This window comes from Aeromonas sp. 603607 (genome assembly GCF_049171595.1).
GTDB lineage: Bacteria > Pseudomonadota > Gammaproteobacteria > Enterobacterales > Aeromonadaceae > Aeromonas > Aeromonas veronii.
In genome coordinates, this window is record NZ_JAAKOV010000001.1 from 637,695 (window position 1) to 660,111 (window position 22,417).

The following is a 22,417-nucleotide window of genomic DNA, read 5'->3' on the forward strand; positions in this document are numbered from 1 at the left end:
CACGGCTATCAAGACGAGGTCAGCAATGAAAGTAGGTATTATCGGCGCCATGGAGCAAGAAGTTGCCCTGCTGCGCAGCCAGATGAGCAACCCCACCACCCTGCAACTGGGCGGCTGCGAGTTCTATCAAGGGATGCTGGCAGGCAAAGAGGTGATCCTGACCCGCTCCGGTATCGGTAAGGTCGCCGCCAGCGTGGCCACCAGCCTGCTGCTGGAAAAATTCGCCCCCGACTGCGTCATCAATACCGGCTCTGCGGGCGGCTTTGCCCAGGACCTGCACATCGGTGATGTGGTGATCGCCAGCGAGATGCGTTTCCACGATGTAGATGTAACCGCCTTTGGTTACGAGATGGGCCAGATGGCGCAGCAACCTGCCGCCTTCCCCTGCGACGAGAAGCTCATCGCGGTCGCTCAGGATTGCATCGCCGAGCAGGGCAAGCACCAGACCAAGGTCGGCCTTATCTGTACCGGCGATCAGTTCATGTGCAAACCGGACGCCATCGCCAAGGCTCGCGCCGACTTCCCGCAGATGCTGGCGGTCGAGATGGAAGGTGCCGCCATCGGTCAGGTGTGCCACATGTTCAACGTGCCCTATCTGGTGGTGCGCGCCATGTCCGATATCGCTGGCAAGGAACAGGTTGAATCCTTCGATGCCTTCATCGAAGTGGCCGGCAAGCACTCCGCCGAAGTGATTATCAAGATGCTCGGCAAACTGTGAGCGAGACCGGCTCGCTTGATTTGATGGCCGACGCCCTCCTCTCGACGACGGCGGCCATTCTGGTGGGGGCAGCCCTGCTGGAGGCGGTGATCCCGTGGCCATCCCATCTGCGTCTTTCGGCCGTCACGCCCCTGCTGACCCGGCTGGGGCACAAGGTACACAGACCCGATGGCACGCCACGCCAGCAGCTACAAGCAGGTATGCTGGCGATGCTGGTGGTCTGGGTACCCTGCGCCGCCGGGCTCTGGTCATTACGCAATCTGGCCCTGAGCGAGCCGATCTTCGACCTGCTGTTCCTGCTGCTGATGCTCGAATCCCGCCCGCTGCGCGAACTCGCCCATGCCACCCGCTCGCTCGCCACCCAGGAGACCCTGCCGCTGGCACGATTGCAGTCCGCCCCCTGGCTCAAACGGGAGACAGGCAAACTCTCGGCCATGGGGCTCGCCAAAGCGGTGACGGAGAGCAGCGCCCTGCGTCTGGTCGGCCAATGGGCTGGCCCGCTGCTGGGATATGCCCTGGCTGGCGTACAGGGCGCCCTGCTCTGGCGGCTGGTACAGCTGATGAATCAGAGCTGGAGTCGCAAAGACCCCGCCTTCGACCACTTTGGTCGCGCCGCCAGTGCCCTCTATCAGGTGCTCAATGCCTCCGTCATTTTGCTGCTGGGGCTGCCACTGCTGGCAAGCCGTCTCAAACAGGCAGCACAGCTGCTGCGCAGTGGCGCGCTCTGGCCCTATCCCGCCATGGGGATGCTGCTCACTCTGCTGGTAGACAAGTGCCGGATCCGACTTGGTGGCCCTCGCTACTATCAGGGGGCTCTCCAGCGTTGGCCCGTCATCGGCACTGGTGCTGAACCAGATAGCGAGACACCGCGCAAGGTGCTCAACATTCTGCAAGGGTGCGGCTGGGGCTGGTTGATACTGGCGCTGGTTGTCACGGTAGCGGGGTTATTTCATGGGTAGAGTGTTGCGCTTGGCTGTCTGGCTGCCCTGCGTGCTGCTTGCCTGGTTGCCCGGTGCCCTGCTTGCCGCCACACCGACCCGGGTGGTGAGCGTTGTTCCTCACCTGACCGAACTGCTTTATGACATCGGTGCCGGCGACAAACTGGTGGCCATTGACGATGCATCCGACTACCCAGCCGAGGTCAAAACCAAGCCAAAGGTAGCGAATTATCGCAGCATCAATGTCGAGGCAGTGCTGGCGCAAAAGCCGGACTTGATCCTCGGCTGGCGCTCGGCCCAGTCTCGCATGCTGACCCCGCTGGAACAGCTGGGGATCCCGGTTTTCTACTCGGAGCCCACCAATTTTGCCTCGCTGGCCACCGAGATGCGGGCGCTGGGCAAATTGCTGGGTGTGGAAAAGAGTGCTAACGAGGCCGCCGATCGCTATCTGGCGCGCCTGCATGAGCTACAACAGCGCTATGGCCAACCAACCGGCGTCAAGGTGTTCTACCAGCTCTGGTACCCTCCGCTCACCAGCGTCAGTGGCAATGCCTGGCCTGCTCAGGCCATCGAATTCTGCGGCGGGATCAACGTCATGGCGAATGCCAAGACCCCCTACCCTCAAGTGGACATGGAACAGGTGATCAGAGCGAACCCCGCGCTGATCCTGGCAGGGAGTCAAGATCCTGACGCCCTGCGTCACTGGCAGAAGTGGCCCAATCTCGATGCGGTGCAGCATCAACGACTCGATTTAATCAACTCGGATGAACTGCACCGCTTCACCCCGAGAGCCCTCAAGGGGGTTGAAGAGGTTTGCCAGGCTATTCAGCTAAGCACGCAGAGCTCCAGCACATCTTGATAAAGCTCTACTGATGCGAGCCAATCCGAGGTGGTCTGGGTGCGCCCAAATCTTTAAAACTGTTTTTGTGAATGGATCACACTCTTTGCCAAAAAAGCTGGTACTTTATTTGCTAGCATATGATTCATCTACTGTTTTTATGACGAGATGCCCACAATGTTCAACGATAAAACGCTACTGATCACAGGTGGCACCGGCTCGTTTGGCCAACGATTGGTCAAGACAGTACTGGAACGTTATAAGCCGAAACGGCTCATCATCTATTCTCGTGACGAACTGAAACAGTTCGAGATGCAGCAGGAGTTTAACGACCCCTGCATGCGCTATTTTATCGGTGATGTCCGAGACGCCAACCGGCTTACCATGGCAATGCGTGGCGTCGATTACGTGGTTCATGCAGCAGCACTGAAACAGGTTCCAGCCGCTGAATACAACCCCATGGAGTGCATCAAAACCAATATCCATGGTGCTGAGAATGTCATCCAGGCAGCCTTGCTCAATCAAGTCAAAAAGGTTATCGCCCTCTCAACTGACAAAGCCGCCAACCCGATCAATCTCTATGGCGCCACCAAGCTGGCATCAGACAAACTCTTCGTGGCGGCCAACAACATTGCGGGGCAAGACCCCACCCGTTTTGCAGTCGTTCGGTACGGCAACGTTGTTGGTTCCCGCGGTTCTGTCGTTCCCTTCTTCCAAAAGCTGATTGATCAGGGTATTGACGCCTTGCCCATCACCCATGAAGAGATGACTCGTTTCTGGATCACCTTGCAACAAGGGGTGGATTTCGTTCTGGATAATTTTGGGCGGATGAAGGGGGGGGAAATATTCGTTCCCAAATTGCCATCTGTTCGCATCACAGATTTGGCCAGTGCCATGGCACCGTACCTGCCACACAAGATCATCGGCATTCGCCCGGGAGAGAAGCTCCATGAAGTGATGTGCCCTGCCGATGACTCTTATCACACCTTCGAGTTTGATGACTTCTTCGTGATTGGTCCAACCATCAACTTCAATAATCGCAACAACGATTTCTCCAAAACAGCGGCGGGCGAAAAAGGAAAAATGGTAGAACAGGGCTTCGAATATAACTCTCGCAGCAACCCTCACTTTTTTACCATTGAACAGCTTTTGAAAATGAACCAAAAGGGGAGAACTGAATGATCCCTTATGGCCGCCAATCCATCAGCCAGGCAGATATCGATGCTGTCGTGGAAGTTCTCAAGTCCGACTTCCTGACCCAAGGGCCAGTCGTTCCAAGCTTCGAGCAAGCGGTTGCCGACTACTGTGGAGCCAAATTCGGGGTGGCGGTCAATTCAGGTACTGCAGCATTGCACATTGCCTGTCTGGCGCTGGGCGTCGGCCACGGTGATTGGGTCTGGACATCCCCCATCAGCTTCGTGGCATCAGCCAATTGCGCTCTCTATTGCGGTGCACAAGTCGACTTCGTCGACATTGAGCCAGATACCGGCAACATGTGCGCAGTGGAACTGGAGAGGAAGCTGATTGCTGCCAAGGCGGAAGGGAAACTACCCAAGGTAGTAATACCGGTGCACTTTGCCGGCCTCCCCTGCGATATGCAGGAGATCCACCGCCTGGGACAAAAGTACGGTTTCAAGATCATCGAAGATGCCTGCCACGCCCTTGGTGCCCGTTATCATGGTGAGCCTACCGGCAATGGCCGCTATAGCGACATCACAGTATTCAGCTTCCACCCGGTGAAGATCATCACCACTGGCGAGGGTGGCATGGCCATGACCAACGACCCTGCGCTTGCCAAGACGATGCGCATGCTCCGCAGCCATGGCATCACCCGTGAACCGGAAGACTTTATCAATGAACCGGACGGCCCTTGGTACTATGAGCAACAGATGCTTGGCTTCAACTACCGGATAACCGATATACAAGCCGCACTAGGGCTGAGCCAGATGGCCAATCTGGAGACATGGATTAACACGCGTAACAAGATTGCCCGGTACTACTTCGAAAGACTGGCACCACAACAGCTACCTCGATATTTCAACAGCGAGCGGCGTAGTGCCTTCCATCTCTATGTTCACCATGTAGCCCCTGAACAACGCAGTGCGCTCTTCCAAACGTTACGCAAACAGGATATCGGCGCCAACGTGCACTATATACCTATTTACAAACAACCTTGGTATCAAAAGTGGACTCAAACTCCTCTGCCCTCTACAGAGCAATATTACGCAGGAGCAATGACCTTGCCACTCTTTCCTGGTTTGACAAACGCACAGCAATTGAAAATATGCAGTTTGCTTTAGTCGTAGCCAAAAATATCGCGTGTATAGACCTTATCAATCACATCGACCAATTCAGGACTCATTCGATTGGCAAGTATAATGTCACACATACCTTTAAATTCGGATACTTCAGTGATGACTTTTGACCTAAAGAAATAAGGTTCCATTAAGGATGGTTCATAAACAACAACCTCAATACCCTTCGCCTTTATTCTTTTCATGACTCCCTGTATTGCCGATGCTCTAAAATTATCCGAGCCAGCCGTCATAACTAGTCGATAAATACCCACTCGTTTAGGATTAGTCGCGATGACTGTATCAGCTATAAAATCTTTTCTCGTTGTATTAGCATCAACTATAGCTCTAATCAGGTTGCTGGGCACTTGGTTGAAATTTGCCAGAAGCTGCTTGGTGTCTTTTGGCAGACAATAGCCTCCATAACCAAAAGATGGATTGTTGTAATAGTGGCCAATACGAGGATCAAGGCAAACACCATCAATAATATCCTTTGTTTCTAGATTATTTTTTTGAGCATATGTATCCAACTCATTAAAAAACGCGATTCGCATCGCCAGATATGTGTTAGCAAATAATTTTACTGCCTCTGCTTCCGTGCTTTCAGTAAAAATTACAGAAACATTTTTTTCTATTGCCCCCTCAATCATAAGTCTAGAAAATGTTCGTGCATATTCACTTGTTGCCCCGACTATAACACGTGATGGATAAAGGTTATCATATAATGCTCTCCCTTCACGTAAAAACTCGGGGGAAAAGAAAATATTCTCGTAATTATGAGTCATCCGCATTTTAGCGGTAAAACCAACAGGAACAGTAGACTTTATTACAATTACTGCATCAGGATTAACGTCCATAATATCAAGAATAACTGACTCTACCGACGCAGTATCAAAGCAATTTGTATCAAGATCATAATTAGTGGGCGTCGCAATTATAATATAGTCAGCATGTTCGTAAGCAGTTGACTTATCCAAGGTTGCGGTAAGATCCAAAGTCCGTTGTTTAAAGAACAGATCGATCTCAGAATCAATAATGGGAGATTGTCGCCTGTTAATCATGGACACTTTTTCTGGATTAACATCAAATGCAACAACATGATGGTTCTGAGCTAACAATATTGCATTAGACAAACCTACGTAACCTATACCGACAACGGCAATTTTCATTATTGAACCTTCACATCCCAAAATTGATAATAAGAGCGATACCATTCAACAAAATTCTGAATGCCCTGTTCTATCTTCATTGATGGGCGATATGAAATAGTAGCAAATAAATCCTCAGTATCCGCCCATGTCGCATAAACATCACCCGACTGCATGGGCATCATATTTTTTATAGCTTTAACCCCCAGCGCTTGCTCGAGAGATTGAATAAAATCAACTATTTTAATCGGCCTACCATTACCAATGTTAAATACACGATAAGGGGCACTGCTATCAGCTGGAGAACCAGTTGCGCAACGCCAGGCAGGATTTTCAACCGGTATCACGTCCGCTACCCGGATCACACCTTCAGCAATGTCATCTATATATGTGAAATCTCGGCTTAACAGACCATTGTTATATACATCTATTGGCTGTCCAGACAGCATACATTTAGTAAATTTAAATAATGCCATATCCGGCCGTCCCCACGGGCCATAAACTGTGAAAAAACGCAATCCTGTGGTTGGGATACCATACAAATGAGAATATGTGTGCGCCATCAGCTCATTCATTTTTTTTGTCGCTGCATATAACGAAATAGGATGGTCCGTGGGTTCACTCACTCTAAATGGCATTTCCTCATTCATTCCATATACGGAGCTAGAAGATGCATAAACAAGATGCTCAATATGATGATGACGACAACCTTCCAGAATTGCCAAAAATCCGTCTACGTTGCTATCAATATAAGAAAAGGGAGATTCCATTGAATGGCGAACACCGGCTTGAGCGGCAAGATGAATTACTCTGTCAAACTTCTCTTTGGAAAAAAGAGTCAGGATAGATTTTCTATCAGAGACATCCATTTTTACAAACTTGAAGTTAGAAAATGGAGTTAACTGTTCAAGTCTACTTAATTTAAGAGATACCTCATAGTAATCATTTAGGTTATCAATACCTATAACCTGATACCCTTTCAAGCACAGTAGTTCGCACACCTTCGCACCGATAAATCCCGCTGCACCAGTTACAAAATATTTCATACGACATACCTGTTAAAAATTGCTTTTGGTTATACGCTAAGGTGAAATCATTATCTTACTGAGTGCCAATATCCATATGTATATTACAAATATTATAGCTTATGAATATTTATAAGATCATTAATAAAATGCATCTAATTCATTTAAATTTATGATTAGCTTTAATTATTGACTACAAAAAAGTGTCTGACCGCATCAATAATGAATACTTGCTCCGACTCAGTCAGGCTTGCATGTAAAGGTAAACGTAACAGCATTCTAGAAACCGCTGTGGTATTTATATCATCGCCATGAAATCTACCATATCGAATACCAGCCGGACTAGAATGCAGAGGTACAAAGTGTGAGGTAACTTCCACATTAAGATTGCGCATGAATTTAAATAATCCCTGTTGTTCGTCAGGGGATCTTGTTCTTATATGATATATATGAGCGTTATGCTCAACATGTGCCGGAACGGCAGGAAGTGTGAGCACTCCAGCATTAGCCAACTCAGATAAACATGTATGATAAAAAAGCCATTTTTTTAATCTAGCATTCGTAATTTCTCTCGCGTTTTGTAATTGCTGCAACAAGACTATAGCTTGAACCTCTGACATTACATAACTAGATGATAAAATTTGCCATGTATATCTATCAACCTCTCCACGCAAAAACCTTGAACGATCAGTTCCTTTCTCCTGAATGATTTCACATATACCATGGTACTTATCTTCGTTTACTAAAAAAGCCCCGCCCTCACCACCGGCATGAATATTTTTAGTATGATGAAAGCTGACGCAGCCAAATTGACCAATTGAACCAAGTGGCCGTCCTTTATATGTTGACATGATACTTTGTGCAGCATCTTCAACCAATACAAGATTATAGCGATTGCATATATCGACTATAGAAGACATTTCTGATGCAACACCGGCATAGTGAACAACCACTACGGCTTTCGTTCTAACTGTAATAGCCTCTTCAATAAGCTGCTCATTTATATTCAAAGTGTCTGGCCTGATATCGACAAATACTAATTTTGCGCCCCTTAAGGCAAAAGCACTTGCAGAGGTAACAAATGTAAAACTTGGCAGTATTACCTCATCCCCTGGCTGCAAATCCATAGCTAAAGCTGCCATCTCCAAAGATGCACTACAGGATGGCGTTAAAAAAACTCGCCTTGCATTATATATATCGTGTAATAGTTCCTCACATTTTTTTTTATTAACACCGATACCTAAACATTCTCCATCACTTTCAGTGATATGGCCAATATTATTGGGGCGATTATATGGTATCCAATTGCGATATGATTTCATTTCATAATAACCTTAATGTCACTGACAAGATTTGCATAACTTCTTCCTGAATCAGGCCATGTTGTCAGTCTCCAATCAGGACATTGCCCACAAAAAGTATGGCATTTGAAATCGTTATTAAGATGAGCCTCTCGCAGTTCGTTTAAAAATGCTCCCTGCCAAGCAGTTTTTAGCGTTGTCTTCCTGTAATCAATGAAACTGGATGCATACGCCCAATCTGTCGGGCAAAAAGAAAGCTCACCTTTTGGATCCAGGGTCAAACGCTCCCATGGATATAAGCATGGGCGCCTTGACTCATGGGAATGAGCTTCCCCTTGAGCCAACATACCTGCCGCCGAATGTAAATTCCTGATCAGCACTTCATCAGCTCCCTGATTTTTCCAAAAAAGAGAAAAATCATCTACCTCATCTTCATTGCCTGCCTGACGAATAAAACTCACAACAATACGAGTTCTGTATTGCCCTGTCTTGATATGTTCGATCATTCTAATTATATTACGTCGCACTTGCTCAAGACGCCCGCCACGAATATTCGCATAAGTCTCATCGTTAAAGGCATCAATGCTGACATCAATCATATGAAGGCCACTTTCTAATAACTGTTTTAGTTTTTTCTCATTAAGAACTGTACCATTAGTGGTTAACGTGACAAACGTGCCACTATGCTCGACAGCATACTGGATCATTTCATGTGCATGTGGATGCATAAGTGGCTCACCATTGCTGGTATATCGTATATACTGGCAATGTCCGTCGCTATTGTCTCTTATATCATCGATCAGCTTCTTGTTTAGTTCAGGGTCTAACAATCTTGCGGAATAATGTTCAGACTCTTTAAATTGAGGGTGTGGACAATGTATGCATCTTAAATTACAAATTTCAGCAATATCTACAATGACCTGTGATGGAAACTCCGATGACAGTCGATCATAGAAACCATATTTAGCCATGAGTCCTCCTACTAATAATTTAGTTCGCTATGAACAAAATCACCGCCAGCACATAATAAAGCATCGATAATACTGACGCGGCAATCAAAACCAGATCCGTTCTGGGGATAGCGAGCATATTCAGGATATTCCATCCAGGCAACACCGATACCCCTTTCTTCAAAGCGCCCGATATCTAAATAATTTTTTGCCGCCGGCCCAGAAAAATAAATACTTGCATCAGCTCTTTCAGCAATGACGATCAGTCTTTCCGTTGCATCGCTAACCTCCCCCCCATTCAAGTAATGACTATCCGTAAAGATGGGGGTGGTGATCCCTAATAAATGCATGATTTTTTTAATAAACATGATATTTATATCAGAGATATACTCAAATTCACGTGCATCTTCATACCATGATTTAATTTCATCTATATATCTATCAAAAAAAAGCGCCTTTTTGTATCGCTCTTTAATTATAGCAAAATGCTTCTGACACCATAGATTATCGACAACTTTTGTGGATGATATTTTCTGATTTCTATCAACATGACATACGGGTATTGTTAACCATACAGCACCCTGTGTGGTCATAATCCTATTGCGGTTACGCCAATCTCTTGTTGTATACTGGACAGAATCAAGAAATATAAATTCGTCCACCCTGTTTATAATATCAAAGTAGCCTATCCAAGGAATATAATTAGATTGAATGATTGCTATCTTTTTATGCAAGTTAGTATGCTCTTAATATTTTTGAACGTGTTAAACCACATGAAATCATCTGTGCTTTAATCTCGGGCCAGTAATCAGAAGCAATAATAACCACATCAAGTTCATTGGTGGCCTCCAGTGTAAACTTTTCTATTGGGGCATTACAAAATATAGCGCCAAATTTACTATCGTCATTATCAAAAAAACACTTCACCTTTATTTCCCTGTCAGAAAAAACAAGGTCAGAATGAAGTTTTCCATAGAATTTTTTTGCGCCAGAGCCAGTGCCAAAAATAGCTATTTTAATATTTCTTTTTCTTCCAAATCGATAGTAAAACTCATCTGGCAAATTTCGTTTAAATCGATACGTAAATTTCTCTGAAAATGAACTTTCAAGTAAAAAACCTCTGATTTTCGGCAAAATAACGTCAATATTATGAAACTGTTCAACATAGTTGCAGCAGCTTCTTGATTTATTTTCGAGAAAACCATATTGGAATACATCTTCAAGCATAACATGAATATCATTTCGCTGTGGGGAAGGCTCCCCAATTAGCGAGAGATAAAGACTTGAGCCTTCATCAAACTCGTCTGAAGCTTCATCAAGCCACACCCCTTTCACTAGACGACGGTATCCTTTAACACAAGAGTCTATGGCAATCACAGGTAATCCGATCATTGCAAGATGATATGCTGAGGAGCCCATTGCAACACCGAAATGATATTTTTCAGATTCAATTAGGCTGTATATATCAGATTCATTTCTCTTTCCTAAGATACGAATTTCAAGGCGTTCATGCGCAAGCTTTTTATATGATTCAACTTCATCCTCATAGAGAGCATATCCATATCCTATCAAATCAAAAAGTATATGCAGCTGAGGTTTATTGTTAAGAACAACATTCAAGCTGTCAATAAAACTCAAGATGCTTTCATTCTTGAAAAAGTCAAATCTCCCGAGCCAGAGCACCTTCATAAACTCTTCTGGAGCAGAAATATTGTACCGTATCTTTTGTGTTACGGGCTCAACAGGAACAGTGGCAGATGAGTGATGATTAAGTGGAACAGAAAAATACTCAGAATTATATTTACGATATATGTCATTGGGATACCAGATTGCATGTGCTCGATCCAACTTTAATAATAATTGGCGCTGGTAGTGCCAAGTTTCATTAATTAACTTTGGTTTGAATGCACGAGATGCGTTAAATCCAATCCCTGGCTCCCAGATACTCCAAGCTTCTGGATGCAACATCCCAGTCAATATATGAATTCTTTTATTTCCATTGAAGACATGCATAGCCCTATGCAAAACTTCAAAATATGAAGCGAGAACATATATATCTTCCCCAAAAAAATCATCAATAATTTTCTGTCCAAGTGCCCCCAGATACGATTGATTTGAAATAGAAACAAAGAAATCATCCATTTCTGGAATGATATACTTTTTTATCTTTACACTCTTGTTATCCAATAGCCCAAAAAGTGCAGAATCCTCGTATCCAACTACGGCAACGGAATCACCTAATCCAACAAGATAGTCAATAAATCTACAGTTAAATGTCTCCGCACCACCGACACTCTTATTGAAATCAAAAACAACAATGTTCACGCCGCCCCCACAACCCTGTGTTAACAATACGCCGAATAAAATTACCAGCCTTAAATAATAACTGATGCGATTAATACCATTTTTTCAAAAAATGAACAATCTATAACATATAGGAATCTCTAAAAATCAATACACTAGCTCGAACTGGTTCGTCAAGGAAGAATCAAAGGATAAATTTAAAGAGTAATTCATAAAAAATTGGAGACTAAAAACAAAAGGAAAGTAATAAAATAACTTATAATATCTATAGCTATTTATCAGTTTAAAAAAACAACTCTCCCATCAAATTTCATCAATAAAGCACGTCTAATTTCCTCTCGATAGAAATCCGATGCTATATAGACTGGTGAATTAATAGCATCTAAATCCCCCAACGTGTTAACCTTGAAGTCATTCATAGCATGCGAGTGTTCATCAACAATAATATTAATTTTTTTCCTGTGCTTGGAAAATTTTAAAATGGCCTGTCCGATATGACCAGCACCATATAGAAGTACTTCAGAATAACTATTGCTTACCTCATCGAAGATGAGCGTATGATTTAGAACATTATCCGTGAAAGGATATTGAACAACTTGGCTCAACAAATAGATGTCATCAGAGCACAACGCTATCACTTTATCAATAGATATCAAAGGGTTATATATTATCTGCTGCGGAGAAACAAATTTATCTTCCAGACATTTTCTAGCCACTAGGAAAGCATATTGTTCAGTTGTCTGATGCTCAACGACGTCTGACAATGAGCCAAATGTATACTCACCATCAGTACCTCTCCAACCAAATACTAACTCAACGACTTCATAGTTGTTTGAAAAACAAAGTGAAATGAAAAAATCAACATTATATGTAAAAAGTCCATGTGGGGAATGCTTCATAGGCAAACAATGAATCATTAATCCATTTTTCTTTGTAATGTTATGTATTGACGCAAAAACATTATATTGATTAAAAACATGTTCACTAGTTCCAAGATTAGTTACCACATCATACTGATGAGATAACTCGAGCATCTGACTATTAAAATCGCAAAATATTGTCCCATCATAAACATCCACAGAATCATATTTTAAACCTAGGTTTTCATACATAGATTTTGTAAAATCACCATCCTGATAATTCTTTAATTCTTCATCAATTATCTCTGCCGAGTTTAATGAATAAAACTGCTGGCACCCTAACTCAATTATCGAATTAAAGTTTTCAGGAAAGTGATTCTTCATTTTATTAAACATAGCTGGCGTCATACCCATCACAGAACTCCCGTAACATATAATATGAAGTTATAAGAAAGACTTATCAATTCACGAATGAATTATATTTCACAAACAATGTAAACAAGGCTATAATTTCAACCGCAGTTATAAACTTCAAAAATTCTTCGCCTTTATTATATAGCCATAAAATATATTCATAATAGTGGGCTCGGTCATTATAATTAATATTATTTAATAACTTTTAGCCCAAAGCGTTATCTCACAAATTGAACTCATGGGACTGCAACCAGATCTCAAGCACCAATAAACCCCAAACATGATAGAAGGTCATACCGTCAAACTGGTTATCCAGCAACATCCGCAACCGGTCGGGAGCGATAAACTGATGCAGACAGAGCTGGCCTGAAGAGGCCTGCTGACGCAGTTGCGTAATCGCACTCTGTTTGGCCTGTTGATTGAACGGATCTATGCTGAAACCCTTTTTCGGCCTGTCGATCCATTCCGCCGGCAAGTAGCGTTTGGCCAACTGGCGCAACAGGAACTTACCCTGTCCTTGTGCAATCAGCTCTGACTGTGCCAAACCTGCGGCAAACTGAGCTACTTCGGTCGACAGGTAGGGCGTGCGGCACTCAAGGCTGTGCAGCATGCTCATTCGATCTACCTTGGCCAATACCAACGGCAGATAATTGGCAATATCGGCCTCACGAAGGCGATTAAGATACGGGCGGCTATCCATATCGATACGCCTGCGCAGCGCCATCAAGTGATCACCAGTACCGGACGGAATCCGACCGAACAACTGTTCCAACTGGCGATCGGCATACAGCAAGATGCGACCAGAGTAGTACTCCCGCCCAAGATGCCAGCTACGCGCCTGCATCTGTTGCTCTCTGCCCTCGGCGGCGACCAGTGTCTGCAGGTAACGGCCATAACCGCCAAACAGCTCATCCCCCCCGTCACCCGTAATCGCGACGGTGACCTGCTGACGAGCAAGCTGCGAGACCATATAAGTTGGCACACAGGAAGTATCAGCATTGGGCTCATCCATGCGCCGCGCCAGATCACCTACCTGTTCAACAAAAGCCTCTGGACGAAGCAGCTGTTCGGTGTGCTCGGTTCCGAGGAAATCGGCAAAAGCCCGAGCCTCCTCATGTTCGCTCTCCGGCGCCTGTTCAAAACCGATGGAGAAGGTGCGGATCGGCCGTTGCAAACGACGGGTGATCAGGGCCACCGCCGTCGAGGAGTCGACACCACCGGAGAGAAAAGCCCCCACCGGCACATCGGCGACCAAGCGGCGCGATAACGAACGCAGCAACAGATCCTCAAGCTGGTCAACCTGCTCCTCCAGCGGGCGTGACGGCATATGGTCACCGGCACAGATAAAGTGGAAGTAACGCTCTGCCTGTGAGACCGCCCCTGTCACGGCACGCATCAAGTGCCCCGGCAGCAACTTTCTGGCGTGTTGATACAGGGTGCGTTCCCCGACGGGGTGCTGGAAAGCCAGATAATGGGCGACTGTATCAACCGTAATGCGGGCAGGGAATCCTGGCACCAGGGTCAAAGCCGCCAGCTCGGAGGCAAAGACCAACAAACCGTCAAACTCGGCATAATAGAGTGGCTTCTCGCCAAACGGATCACGCGCCAGCAGCAACTCCCTGCGCTCACGATCATAGTAGGCAAGTGCAAACATCCCCTCGAGCCGGGTCAGAAAGTCAGCACCTTCCCGTACCAGGCCATTGACCAATACCTCGGTATCAGAATGGCCAGTAAATGATATGCCGGCGTCTTTAAGACGCCCCCCCAACTGAAGATGGTTGTAGATCTCCCCATTAAATACGATACAGGCTCGTTGCTGTGCATCATGCATTGGTTGATGCCCGGCAGGCGATACATCCAGAATACTCAATCGACAATGTGCCAGAACACAGCGTCCGTCATCCGACTCCCAAAGACCCCGGTCGTCAGGCCCTCGATAGGTCATCGCCTCCGCCATTCTATTAGCCTGCTGTTTCAACCACGCAGGATCATGTTGACCATGAATACTCATTATTCCGGCTATACCGCACATTTTATAACTCCCTAAAGGTAAGCCAACACATGATGTCACGCATGAGACATCATAGAATAATCAACTATCATGCGATGGCTTTTCCAGAACGAATAGCACACCAGCGACTTCCAAATCCTCCCATCCCAGTGATGCATACTCATCTGCGAAATCGACAGAGACTTCCTGAATATGCTCTCTATCATTCTTCATATATTTATCTTCAGCAACAATCCTGAAGCCACATTGTAAAAATATCTGTCGATAATCACTATAACGCAGCTGATTACCATGTAAAAAGTGGCCAGCATCACCATAATGGTCACGCCACTCTGACTTGCCTATTGTCAGGAAATCAAGTGGTCGTGAAAAATCCCGGTGGTCTCGGAGGTCAATCCAGTGAAAAGCAAAACCACCTGATGCTAATAGCTCAAATGTCTTGGCTACGAATGAATGAATATCTACAACATGCTCCATTACGGCACACGAATAGCATACATCATATTTTTCATCATCATTGAAATCTTCAAGCTTTATCTCAGGAAAGTAATTTAGTCTAGTGCCATGATGATCATGAAGATGGAATGATTCAACATCATCATTAAATACAATACCATCATTTACCTTACATGGGACATTGAAAAGCCCCATTAAATCTTTAATCATTGAAACATGATCATTGAAAGGATATTTCCCGCTTAGTCCCGGGAATGGTTCGATCGCGGTCCACTCCCCGCCCCATCGTAATAGACTATATATCTCCACCCCAAGGGAATGACCAGAACCTATATGTAAAAATCGATTTACCGGCTTTGAAATATATTGTTCACGGCATTTCTCGAAATGATTACCAAGTGATATATGATAAAATACACTACCGCTAGTGTTTTTACTTCCTATTATCTCATCCACGAGCTCACGTCCGATTAGCCCTTTCACTTCCTGCTTCTCTCGATCTTTTATTTCACTTTCCTCATCATAAGGAAAGGGTAAATATAAATCATCCAGCCCCAATTTGACGAGTTGAGCACAGATATCTGAGACATGCCTCTGAAGACAAGAGAGAATAATAAAATTTGGCTTATATAGATGAATTTCATCAGGAGAGATAATAGGAAGCTCACCTTTAAACTGACCATGTAAATTTTCGTTATTATCAGCAATAGCCAATATTGAAAATCGTTTAGGAAGTCTTTTTATAAATGAATCACAAACTTCACCAGCACCGAACAAGATAACATCCATATTCCGTCTCCGATTTATTTTTTATTAGTCAGTGCCAGTGTTTTTTCAGCAAGTATACGTGGTGAATAATGCTCACTCATCTTTTCCACCAAACCAACTGATGTCTTCTCTCCACTCCCCATTAATAATGACACTATCTTTTCAACCATCAAACCCCATTCCCCATAGGGAATCAAGTCACAAGAAAACTCTGTCAGTACAGTTTCGCTATTTCCTGGAATATCTGTCGCTACAACAGGACAACCAAGTGCCTGTGCTTCCAAAATAACATTAGACATTCCCTCATGACTGGAGGTGGAAATGAGCAGGCTGGCACAACTTAACCATTCAAAAATATTATCTTTCACACCCACGACATGAATGTTATCGCGGCACGGCTGCTGCGCAATGCAAGCAAGGACCTCTGAGCGCAATGGTCCATCACCGATTAAAATTGCATGGGTTTGAGGAAGTTTGGCAATGACAGAAGCGACAACCTCTATAAAGCGACATGGGGACTTTTCCGGAGACAGTCGCATTATCCCCATCAATATTGGGGCCGATAAATGAATATCTAACTGCTGTAAAGGCTCTTGTCCCTCAACCCGCTTGGCCATGACCGCATTTTTCACTACGGGGATGCTAGATTCAGGCAAATTTAGCCAGCGAGCATACGACTGCGCCCCTGCCATGGAGTTAACACTCAAAACGATTCCTGGCACCTCGGTCATCAGACGATAGTAAGCTGCCAACCTCGACTCATCATAAACGGCCAGGTATTCAGGAAACTCTGAGGGTGCAACACTCCTTCCAGAGATAATGATCTGTTCTACTCCCGCGAAAATTGCGGCCATAGAAGCAATGACATTACCGTCTTCTAGATAGGCGATAACCAGTTTGGGCTGAACACGTTGCATATAGTCATAGGCAGTGAGAATGCCGTGAAGCAGTCCGGGCTCAAAGAAGGGTGCCAATTGATTAGCCAACTGGTAGCTATTTTCCTCCTGCTCCAAGTTCGGCCAGCACTCACGGGCAGAAGGCACGAAGTAGAGCTCTACACCATGAGAGCGAAGAAGCGCCTCCCAGTGATTAACCTCCAACCCCTTATTCTTCACCGAGATCAAATGCACTTCCCATCCCAGCTGGCGCAATCCGATGGCCAGCAATACTATCTGCCGCTCAGCACCTCCTTTGACCAAGGAGTGGATATATAGCACGACACGCTGCACTACTTGGGGCAGCCGATGTGCTCGACGCTCGCGGATCAACCGCTCAAGCTTTTGCTGCAACATCGCCGATGGCTGGCAGGTTGCCTCAACATAGGGAGTGATATAGGGATAGTCGCCATAATGACCTAGTTGCTCGATAATCTGCCCACCGAATTGCTGTAAATCTGAAAAGATGACAATGACCACCTCCTCTACTGCGCAATTATTAAGCATATCTGGCCCTACAATCGGAATGCCACAGGCGAACTGACCGACTTGAGGACCGTTAAGACCATCGATGATGGCGACGAATGGATAAGGGGATTGGAGCACATGATAATAAAGATTTCCCGCCACCCCCCAGGCAATCGCCTTGCGTTTCCCGGACAGCAGTTCCTGATGCAATAACGCATCAAAAGGCAGGGCATGTTTCATCGACAGATCCAGCATGTGTCGGTTTCCTTGGAATTCAATTCAATGACAATATGGTCACATCTTGGCTGGATATAGTCGCAAAGATGTCTCGTTTTATTTCGTCCACAAAGGAGGCGGACGCGACAATCAGTACAGAACCAGATGGAATTGAGCACTCGGATAATGATATAACGTCATATCCCATCACTTGGTAGTGTCCAAAGTTGGCTTTTTTATCGATCACGGTACGGATACGGATGCTTTTTTTAATCAGTTCAGGTGCCAGACACTCAAAGAATTCTCCCGCCCCATACACTATGACTTCGGTGGCATGTTGACTTTGCATCAATTCCAGAAGTCTATCGATCGCTTGGGCATGCTTATAACGTGCATCGCGTAAGCCGACAAAATCCATCATCAAATCAGGATCCAGCCGACTCAGGGAACCTTGTGGCCAAGCCAACCAACGCTCACCATAAGACATGTTTTTACTGAACTTGCGATAGAAGGTTTCTATTCCTTCTGAGTGGATCCGCGCCAACCCGGAGGAATTAATAACCTTGTAACTACGCTCCGAGCCAAAGTTGTCTTCATGAACCAGATTACCAAGATAGTGCACCTCGCTCGATACCGGACACTCGACCAGACGCTCCATCATGCGTAAAAAAGAGATGCGCTCACTCAAATCGGATTCGGCGATGCCCAGCGACTGGTCCCATAACTGATAGGCATTAACTCCAGCCTCAAAACTCCGGATATTTTGCTGATGCTGGGCACTGTAGCGAACCTCTGCCTGTCGCGGCACAACTTTCCCTTCCGCTGTGCGCCGATACCCCAGTGTGCTCCCTTCCAAACCAACGAGAACAATTTCAAAAATCTCTGGTGAACGGGCAATCTTCTTGATCCCCTTTATGGTATCGTTACGCACCGGAATAAAGGCACTGATCGGCGTGATAACGGAGTTTTTGCTGCCTCTATGGTTACAGTAGAGCAACAGACTGCTCATTGGCTGTTGCAACATGGCCTTGCTAATTTGAGAGGGAATCGTCCCACCGCCACCCAAGTCGACTAGCAGATAGGGAGCATTTCCCGTCAAGCCAACAAAATAATCTCGCATGTCCAGCCTGCTTTGCTGAATACTGCTCTTGATCTGCTCGATATTTTGCTCAAACACTTCAGCCATCAGTTGCAGACCATCTTGCCCATCGATGGCAATTTGATCCAAAAGCGCCAGTGGCGTGTCAAGAAAGGATGCCAACCTGACATCCTGAACACCAAATTCATTGAAAAAGTCACGAACGGTGTAATTGCGGCGCATCAAGGTCTGGGAAACAGCCTCTTCCACTTGGCTATCATCTATCGCGGGCAAATAGGTTGCCTTGCGTGAGGCATAACAGGTCTGACAGCGTATATCTGGGTACTGCTGTGATTGAAAATCGACCTGGCGGTTGATACAGGCAGCAAAGATGCCGCCCTCTCGCATCAGTGACAAAATGTTTTTTACCTGCAGTCGTTTGGCTGACTGCAGAACCCACTTGGCAAATGCCGTCAGGACGGGTCCAAGGATGAAGGCGCCATATGTGTAGAAAAATTGCTCCTCCTCGGAAAGCTGTTGTGGCATCGACAGGACGGCCAGCTTCCTGGCATGTTGCATGGTCGATGGCACATTTACCCGATAAATTTTCTCGTTTTCCAACACCTCAGACAAATTCTCTGGGATATCAAAATGCAATGAAGCCAAACCATGTTGCCGTGCCGACTGCACATCAGCCCTGGGATTGTCACCGATATGCAAAACTTGCTCTGGTTTCAGCTTTATCTGAGTAATTACATGGCTAAAGAGAGCGCCACTCTGCTTGGTCAACCCAACACTTGATGAAACAAACAGATAATTATAAGAAATTTCAGGGCATTTTTCTGAAATAAAGTCACGCAAAAAAGCTTCTGGCAAATACATGTCGGAAATAAAAACAATCAGTTTATTGTTACGTTGTGCACGCACCAAAACTTCTTGAATAATCGGGTCTGGATAAAGAACTTCTCGTTCTACTTTCAGCTCTTCAACTTTAAGCACCGCCTTAATTTCATCACTAAAAGGCAGCTGTTCAAAAATATTGTCAAAACTAATTTCTTCACCTGAAATTAGTTTGCGAGCACGAGCTTCAGCCTCGAGGCGACAAAATCTATAATCTTCTGCCTCTATTGGCAGATTAAGACCTCTATTTAGCAACCGTCTCGCTGCTTCCTCAAAAACCCACGAGGGTTCATCACATGCACGACGCAATAATGTATCAAAAATATCCAATGAAATATGTGTTATTTTATCAATGCAAAGATACTGATCAAGAGCAGTTAGAAACTGGCTATTTTCTAGTAAATCACGCAACTCGGGAGACATCACCGCATAATGACTCATATATACCTACACATGCATCAAAATAAAAGAAATCACATAAAAAGCATTCACACTCAAAAACTCGAATGCTTTTGCGGAATGAAAATATCTATCTCTGCAATAGATTATATTCATTACTTATTTAAAACAGCAAAACAGGCATCGGAAACCAATCGAGAGAAATTGTTCAGCGCGTTATCCACTGCATCATCCATATCGAAATAGCGATACTCGGCAAGGCGGCCCAAAGCAATCAGTTGCGGGAACTGGGCCAATTCATCGCGGCAAGTCTGATAATGCTGTTTGGCTGCATCGGTAAACAGCGGGTAGTAAGGCTCCAGCCCCTGCCCGGCCACATAGGTGCAGGGGTATTCATAAACGATGCTGGTGCCGGGATGTTGCTGCCCCGTCAGATGCTTGAATTCGGTGATGCGGGTATAGGCCTCTTCATTCGGATAATTGACCGTGGTCACCGGCTGAAATTGAGCTTGCGGCAGATGACAGTGCTCAAAGCGCAGTGAACGGTACGGCAAGCCGTCGTGCCCCGCCGGCATCAGCTGATCCAGCATCCCCGTATAGACCAAGGGCCCGGCAAAGGGCACGCCATCCAGCAGTATCCGTTTCTGTTGCCAATCCAGACTGACGCGGGACCCCATGGGAATGGATAGCCTCACCTCAATCAAGGGGTTCGCCAAGATGCGCTCGAACATGGCGGTATAACCCTGCGCGGGCACCGCCTGCAAGGGATCAATAAAGTAACGGTCATCACGATTGACGACAACCGGCACGCGCGCAGTGACCTCGGGCGAGACCTGCTCTGGCGATACACCCCACTGCTTGCTGGTGTAGTTGACGAAGGCTCGCTCATAGATGAACTGGGCCAGCTCAGCCAGCAGAGGCTCAGCTTCCTGCCGCAGTGCCATGATGGGCACTCTGGCCCCCTCACCAAATCTGGCCTGAAGGGCCTCAATCATGGCCGCTGCCTTCTCCGCCGGAAAGCAGCGTTCAATGCTGGTCAGGTTGAACGGGATCGGCACCAACTGCCCGTCAATGCGTGACAACACACGATGCTCGTAAGGCAACCACTCGGTAAACTGCGACAAGTAGTCCCACACCTCCTTGTTGTCGGTATGGAAGAGGTGTGGCCCATAGCGATGGACCAACACACCATGCTCGTCATACTCGTCGAAGCAGTTACCCCCGATATGGTCGCGCTGCTCCAGCACCAGCACCTTCCAACCGAGCTGGCTGGCCATTCGTTCAGCCATGACGGCACCGGACAGCCCGGCGCCGATGACGATCGCCTGATAGCTCACGCTCTATCTCCAAACAGTTGCTGCATGACACGCGCGGGATGGGCCCGTTCTGCCCATGCCAATTGATGTCGTTCGTCGAAGAACCAACCCGGTGCTAGCCTTGCCACAGCATCGACCGACTGCTCGATAAGCTGAGTGAAGCGCACGACATCATCCTGCCGCAGAAAGTAGAGTGCGGCAGAGTAGTAGTGATGGGCACGCCCCTGGGCAATAACCAAGGGATCCGCCCCAAACGCAGCGGCGTTATCACAGGCCCGCAGCAGATCGCGCAGCGACTGCTCACGACGTTCTGCCGATTTGCGGGTCTGTCCGCCAAAGCTCTGGGTATGGAAGCGATAGCGGCCCAATAATTCGGGGATAAAATCCAGCGTCCCCGGATTGTGGGAGAGGTTCAAGATGTGCCAAGGATAATCGAGGATGATCTTGCACCCCTCATCGATGGCATGTTCCATCCCTTCATAACGGCGAAACATTATGGAACTTGCATTGACGAACACCCCGAAGCGGATCAATGCCTCCCGTGTCATCACAGGTTCAAGATAGCGGGCATTGTAATAATCGCGGGTGAATAGCTTGATCCGTGCGCCAGTTTCATCATCAAACATCTCCGCTTCGTGGTAGCAAAGCGTGCAGTCAGTGTGCAAATCAAGATAATCGGCCTGGCTCTGCAGCTTGCCCGGCAGAGCAAGATCATCCCCGTCGACATAGGCGATGTATTCACCGGTAGCCGCTCTCAGCAAGCGTTTCTGGGTCTTGGCCAACCCCATATTCTGCGCATTCTGCAGTGCCTTGAGTTGCGGCCACTGCTGTGCCAGCCGATGCATAATGGCCCAGGAGTCATCGCTCGAGCCATCATCAATGGCAATGACCTCAAAATCGAAATTGGTTTGCTGTTCCAGCAGACTTAGCAGACAGGGCTCGATAAAGCGCCCGAGGTTATACACCGGCACCAGTACGCTGACTTTCATAGAGGATCCAGAAGTAGAGTAAAAAAGAAGCGAATTGGAGAAAATGGACAAGGCTACCGCACGGTCTCTGTCAACCCTTCCTGCCCTTCAT

At 46.4% G+C, this 22,417-nt stretch carries 18 protein-coding genes; 5 read left to right on the plus strand and 13 right to left on the minus strand.

The window, feature by feature from the left end:
• The first annotated feature begins 25 nt into the window (after positions 1-25).
• From mtnN to pseC, 5 genes are all read left to right on the plus strand, one after another.
• Positions 26-718: a 5'-methylthioadenosine/S-adenosylhomocysteine nucleosidase gene (mtnN, locus tag G5315_RS02725; protein WP_005333935.1), complete on the plus strand. Its 693-nt coding sequence runs from the start codon at positions 26-28 to the stop codon at positions 716-718.
• On the plus strand, positions 715-1,677 hold the full coding sequence (locus tag G5315_RS02730; RefSeq protein ID WP_421332337.1) for a cobalamin biosynthesis protein CobD/CbiB: 963 nt from the start codon (positions 715-717) through the stop codon (positions 1,675-1,677). Before mtnN ends, G5315_RS02730 begins: the two co-directional genes overlap by 4 nt.
• The gene (locus G5315_RS02735) at positions 1,670-2,515 is read left to right on the plus strand and encodes a cobalamin-binding protein (protein ID WP_421332338.1); all 846 of its coding nucleotides are present in this window, start codon (positions 1,670-1,672) and stop codon (positions 2,513-2,515) included. The genes G5315_RS02730 and G5315_RS02735 overlap by 8 nt, the downstream gene beginning before the upstream one ends.
• Before the next feature lie 156 nt (positions 2,516-2,671).
• A complete protein-coding gene (pseB, locus tag G5315_RS02740) occupies positions 2,672-3,676 on the plus strand; it encodes a UDP-N-acetylglucosamine 4,6-dehydratase (inverting) (RefSeq protein ID WP_421332340.1) in 1,005 nt (334 codons plus the stop codon).
• Entirely contained in the window at positions 3,673-4,794 is a 1,122-nt protein-coding gene (pseC, locus tag G5315_RS02745) for a UDP-4-amino-4,6-dideoxy-N-acetyl-beta-L-altrosamine transaminase (protein WP_421332341.1), read from the plus strand. Before pseB ends, pseC begins: the two co-directional genes overlap by 4 nt.
• Here pseC and G5315_RS02750 read toward each other — a convergent pair.
• The 13 genes from G5315_RS02750 to G5315_RS02810 form a co-directional block, all read right to left on the minus strand.
• Positions 4,791-5,957, minus strand: coding sequence for a nucleotide sugar dehydrogenase (locus tag G5315_RS02750; protein ID WP_421332342.1), 1,167 nt, complete (start codon positions 5,955-5,957; stop codon positions 4,791-4,793). The two genes, pseC and G5315_RS02750, sit on opposite strands and share 4 nt — an antisense overlap.
• Positions 5,957-6,982 carry an NAD-dependent epimerase gene (locus G5315_RS02755; RefSeq protein WP_421332343.1) on the minus strand — a complete coding sequence of 342 codons (1,026 nt, stop codon included), beginning with the start codon at positions 6,980-6,982 and terminating at the stop codon, positions 5,957-5,959. The genes G5315_RS02750 and G5315_RS02755 overlap by 1 nt, the downstream gene beginning before the upstream one ends.
• Before the next feature lie 161 nt (positions 6,983-7,143).
• Entirely contained in the window at positions 7,144-8,283 is a 1,140-nt protein-coding gene (rffA, locus tag G5315_RS02760) for a dTDP-4-amino-4,6-dideoxygalactose transaminase (RefSeq protein WP_421332344.1), read from the minus strand.
• The gene (locus G5315_RS02765) at positions 8,280-9,233 is read right to left on the minus strand and encodes a radical SAM/SPASM domain-containing protein (protein WP_129503726.1); all 954 of its coding nucleotides are present in this window, start codon (positions 9,231-9,233) and stop codon (positions 8,280-8,282) included. Before G5315_RS02765 ends, rffA begins: the two co-directional genes overlap by 4 nt.
• Before the next feature lie 11 nt (positions 9,234-9,244).
• Entirely contained in the window at positions 9,245-9,946 is a 702-nt protein-coding gene (locus tag G5315_RS02770; RefSeq protein WP_421332346.1) for a WbqC family protein, read from the minus strand.
• A gap of 1 nt (position 9,947) precedes the next feature.
• Entirely contained in the window at positions 9,948-11,537 is a 1,590-nt protein-coding gene (locus G5315_RS02775; RefSeq protein WP_421332347.1) for a hypothetical protein, read from the minus strand.
• A gap of 257 nt (positions 11,538-11,794) precedes the next feature.
• Complete coding sequence (locus G5315_RS02780) at positions 11,795-12,790, minus strand: hypothetical protein (RefSeq protein ID WP_216953979.1); 996 nt, start codon at positions 12,788-12,790, stop codon at positions 11,795-11,797.
• A gap of 223 nt (positions 12,791-13,013) precedes the next feature.
• On the minus strand, positions 13,014-14,822 hold the full coding sequence (gene asnB, locus G5315_RS02785) for an asparagine synthase (glutamine-hydrolyzing) (protein WP_129505123.1): 1,809 nt from the start codon (positions 14,820-14,822) through the stop codon (positions 13,014-13,016).
• Between the two features lie 60 nt (positions 14,823-14,882).
• Positions 14,883-16,046, minus strand: a complete 1,164-nt coding sequence (locus G5315_RS02790; RefSeq protein WP_421332348.1) for a hypothetical protein — start codon at positions 16,044-16,046, stop codon at positions 14,883-14,885.
• Positions 16,047-16,060: 14 nt separating this feature from the next.
• Positions 16,061-17,683, minus strand: coding sequence for a glycosyltransferase (locus G5315_RS02795; RefSeq protein WP_421332349.1), 1,623 nt, complete (start codon positions 17,681-17,683; stop codon positions 16,061-16,063).
• Between the two features lie 19 nt (positions 17,684-17,702).
• A complete protein-coding gene (locus G5315_RS02800; protein ID WP_129505120.1) occupies positions 17,703-20,063 on the minus strand; it encodes an HAD family hydrolase in 2,361 nt (786 codons plus the stop codon).
• Positions 20,064-20,176: 113 nt separating this feature from the next.
• Positions 20,177-21,358, minus strand: coding sequence for a UDP-galactopyranose mutase (glf, locus tag G5315_RS02805; protein ID WP_421332350.1), 1,182 nt, complete (start codon positions 21,356-21,358; stop codon positions 20,177-20,179).
• Positions 21,355-22,326 (minus strand): glycosyltransferase family 2 protein, encoded by a 972-nt coding sequence (locus tag G5315_RS02810; RefSeq protein WP_421332352.1) that lies wholly within the window; start codon positions 22,324-22,326, stop codon positions 21,355-21,357. The genes glf and G5315_RS02810 overlap by 4 nt, the downstream gene beginning before the upstream one ends.
• Positions 22,327-22,417: the final 91 nt, after the last annotated feature.